Source organism: Trichocoleus sp. ST-U1 (assembly GCF_039961835.1).
GTDB lineage: Bacteria > Cyanobacteriota > Cyanobacteriia > Cyanobacteriales > FACHB-T130 > FACHB-T130.
The window spans coordinates 1-3,429 of the sequence record NZ_JAMPJZ010000157.1 but is presented as its reverse complement, the minus strand read 5'-3'; the positions used below and the strand labels follow the sequence as shown (position 1 = coordinate 3,429).

Genomic DNA, 3,429 nt, shown 5'->3' with positions numbered 1-3,429 from the left:
TGAGTTTCTCGGCTTAAATCTCTAATAAATCTCATAAGTCTCTTGTTTTCTTGACTTTTGTTTTAGCTTATTCTACTTTTTATTATGTGTAATTTATTTTACATAAGCACTTATAAACCAACTATTCAAAAACAGGTAGTTGTTGGAGGCATAACGAATATAGAAGAATTAGAGCAGCACTTAGCTTTGAAAGAGCAAGAAATTGAGCAGATATCCCATGAATTGCTGCTCCTAAGCGAAGAAAATGCTTCTCTTAAAGCTGAGCTAGAAAATCTTTTACGTCCTCCATCTTAGATTCAGCTATTACCTCCACAATGTCTAAAAAAGGGTGGGTTGGAAAACCCACCCCACAAGTGATTTGATTACCTCAAGGAGGAGGTACAGGCTTGTGCATCTTGCCAAAGCTTGAAGAGGAAGAATTCAGCGCGATCGCTCATTGCAGTCACAAAAACGCCCTCTCCATTTTTCGAGCCTCCGTCCACCCAGCTACCGTGCAGGCTGACTTCAACGTACTCAGCATCGCAAGCACACAAGCCAATAATTTCCGAACCTTCCTGCTGCGCTTCCTCTAGCAACCGTCCGATTTCTGGCAAACTAGCCGGAAGTAAGAAGGAAGCGGTGCTGGGTTCGACTGAGATGGGGGTACCCACTCGCAGCGCTAAAATCACCCGCCGTGTCACCCACTCTTCCAGAGATTGAGCCAGACACTCCAAGTAAAAGCCGTTTTCTGTGTAAGTTAATTTCAGCATTGCTTGGTGTCTCCTTACAAATCCAGGTGATCGTGCTGTTCGCGCCAGAACTGTTCGGCAAAGGCAACAGCAGGGTGCATGGGGGCTTTAGGCTGGGTACGAAGGGGCATTCCCGCTTGAGTCGGAGTGCGATCGCCTTTGCGTTGGTTGCACCTTTCGCAGGCGATAACTACGTTGTCCCAGGTGTGTTTCCCGCCCTTTGATAAGGGAAGGACGTGATCGATCGTCAACTGTTTCGTGTTGCCGCAGTATTGGCAGGTGTGGTGGTCTCTCCGCAGCAATTCCCGACGGTTCACTGGGGGAACCTTCCAAACTCGCTCTGCACTCGTGATGGTGAGGCGAATTTGTTCTGGCACCTCGATCACCACGCTGGGCGATCGCACTTGCCAGCCAGGTGCATCGCTAAACTGCAAAGGTTCGGCTTTCCCACCGATCAACAGAGCGATCGCTCGCTTAATATTGACCCGGCTTATGGGCAAGTAGTTCTGGGAAAATACGACTACCGACCTACCTAACACGTCAGTTGCGCTTGTCACGACTTGGCTCCTCATACAATTAACCCCCGCCTCTGGTAATTAGAAGCGGGGGTTGGAAAAACTTTTTGAGTCTTCTCGTCCTATATTGGTACGGCTACTTTTAGCCTGTACCTCCCGCTTTGTTTGTTTAGTTTGGGTTCTGCAAACCGCAGACTCCCACCATTATTGCGATCCAAAATTTGATCGATCTCCGTACCTCGTCTCTGACTACCATATCCACCCATAAAAAGAAACTCCACGCCCGCACAGGCTGATTCCCAACTCGTTAAAGAGTCGGAATGGCTGGCTGAGATGGAGAAAGCAGGTATATGTGTCACAGGAAGGCTTCTTGAACGGTTTAACTTGAATCTGGCTTTCAATATACTACACTTGTATTACTAATCTGTCCACAAATTTTAGGAGAAAAAATCATGCGTACCCTACCTCGCACCTCAACCACTGAAATGGAAGTCACCAGCATACGCTTGGAGAGAGAACTGAAGGAAGAACTCAAAGAACTCGCAGGTCATCAGGGATATCAAGCTTTGATTCGAGATATCCTCTGGAACTACGTGCAGCAGAAATCCGATGATTATAAACCTCAATTCTCTAGGTCTGATATCCTCTCTAGCGTCCCCGCGACAGCGCAGCAAGAACAACGCTGTGTACTGACAGGCAAGTTTATCCAAGCGCAGGAGCCAATGTTATTAGGATTTACCAATCACGGCGATCTAGTTCCTTTAAGTGTTGAGAGTTTGTCATCGAGATAGGCTTTTGGTGTCTTCAAATTAACGTCAGCGCAGCATAAACAAAAGCGATCGCACTTTATCCCAGTACAAGGTAAAAAGTGCGATCGCTCTCCAGCTAATGACGAATGGCTAATTGTTCGTTGCCATTTACTGCTTAGACATCCTGTTCGCTTAAATCGCGGGTCATGTGGTCAAAGGGCTGATCTACAAATGCTGTATTTGCAACTCCAGCCGCAGCCACTTGTTCTTTCACAATGTCCTTCATGATTTGGATGCCCATTACGGTCGGACCAATCGGCACTCCCAAAGAGTTGTAAGTTTCCCGAAGACCTTGCAGCACCCGCTCATCCAGCACATTCGTATCACCTGCAACCAACGCATAGCTGGCATAGCGCAGGTAATAGTCCATATCTCGCAGACAAGCAGCATAGCGACGAGTCGTATATGCATTTCCGCCTGGTCGAATCAGTTCGGGCAGTTCTTCAAACAGCCGTGATCCCGCCTGCTTCACAATCGAAGCTGCATTGGAGTTAATCACAGCAGCCGCTTGGACTCGTGCTGTGCCGGTTTCAAAATAAGATTTCAGGGAATCTACGGCATTGCGATCCAGGTAACGACCCGTAACATCGTAATTTTTAATCAGGTTTGTGACTGCGTCGCGCATGAAATTGCTCTCCCAACAACAAGCTATATAGATAATTTTCTATTGTTTAGTGTGCTGTTGCATACCCAGTTTCTAGGGTGTAGTTTACAACAACAAACACTTTCATTAGCATATATCCATCTCCACAAGCATCTCCACATTGTTGAGAGCGATCGCAGCAATTTTTAGCGGGCAATTTTTTCTGGGGTGCTGCTGTAAGCCTTCTGACGCATCTGGTTGCCATCCCGTGACCGACCCGTAGAGCCAGCTTTTCGACGGCTCACCGGCTTCAACCAACAAACCCCTCTCATGGGCACTGGCAGTAATGTCAGTTCTTCTGGATATCGCGGCTGCGGATCGTTGAGCAACCAAATGGGCGGCACCATCATCGGGTCATATTCAGCAATAATATCAACCACCCCAGGACGCTGCTTTAGCTCCACTCTCGTCCCAGGACGATACTCAAACGCCTCTTGTTCGTCAAAATCTTGATCAAAATCCGTATTTAAATTAAACATCATGCTTCCCCCCGCACAAAAGTAGCCAAAGCTACTGATTAGTAAAATTGTTGCCGCCTATAAGATTTTTTTGTAAATCTCGCTACAATTTTTAACTTTTTCTCGCTTTAAGTCAAACGGCAACTGCCTTATTCTGTATAGCTGAATACAAAATCTCCTGGCACCTATCCCTAGGATGATCCAGTACATCGATGCCTTACGTCTTGAAAAAAGGCTGAAGACTGTTAGCGTAGCGGCGCGTAAGCGCCAACTGGG

General features: G+C 47.0%; 6 protein-coding genes. 2 read left to right on the top strand and 4 right to left on the bottom strand.

The window, feature by feature from the left end; genetic code table 11:
• Window positions 1-84 precede the first annotated feature (84 nt).
• Complete coding sequence (locus NDA06_RS26410) at window positions 85-294, top strand: hypothetical protein (protein ID WP_190986586.1); 210 nt, start codon at window positions 85-87, stop codon at window positions 292-294.
• Window positions 295-362: 68 nt separating this feature from the next.
• Here NDA06_RS26410 and NDA06_RS26405 read toward each other — a convergent pair whose 3' ends face one another.
• Both NDA06_RS26405 and NDA06_RS26400 read right to left on the bottom strand, forming a co-directional pair.
• A complete protein-coding gene (locus NDA06_RS26405) occupies window positions 363-749 on the bottom strand; it encodes an alr0857 family protein (protein ID WP_190430710.1) in 387 nt (128 codons plus the stop codon).
• A 14-nt stretch (window positions 750-763) separates the two neighbouring features.
• Entirely contained in the window at window positions 764-1,285 is a 522-nt protein-coding gene (locus NDA06_RS26400; protein ID WP_190412857.1) for an HNH endonuclease, read from the bottom strand.
• A 410-nt stretch (window positions 1,286-1,695) separates the two neighbouring features.
• Between NDA06_RS26400 and NDA06_RS26395 the strand changes: the two genes are divergently transcribed.
• The gene (locus NDA06_RS26395; protein WP_190986585.1) at window positions 1,696-2,034 is read left to right on the top strand and encodes a hypothetical protein; all 339 of its coding nucleotides are present in this window, start codon (window positions 1,696-1,698) and stop codon (window positions 2,032-2,034) included.
• 133 nt (window positions 2,035-2,167) lie between these two features.
• Here NDA06_RS26395 and apcB read toward each other — a convergent pair whose 3' ends face one another.
• Together apcB and NDA06_RS26385 are read right to left on the bottom strand one after the other, a co-directional pair.
• Window positions 2,168-2,677 carry an allophycocyanin subunit beta gene (apcB, locus tag NDA06_RS26390; RefSeq protein WP_190434291.1) on the bottom strand — a complete coding sequence of 170 codons (510 nt, stop codon included), beginning with the start codon at window positions 2,675-2,677 and terminating at the stop codon, window positions 2,168-2,170.
• A 164-nt stretch (window positions 2,678-2,841) separates the two neighbouring features.
• Window positions 2,842-3,177 (bottom strand): hypothetical protein, encoded by a 336-nt coding sequence (locus tag NDA06_RS26385; protein ID WP_242033985.1) that lies wholly within the window; start codon window positions 3,175-3,177, stop codon window positions 2,842-2,844.
• Window positions 3,178-3,429: the final 252 nt, after the last annotated feature.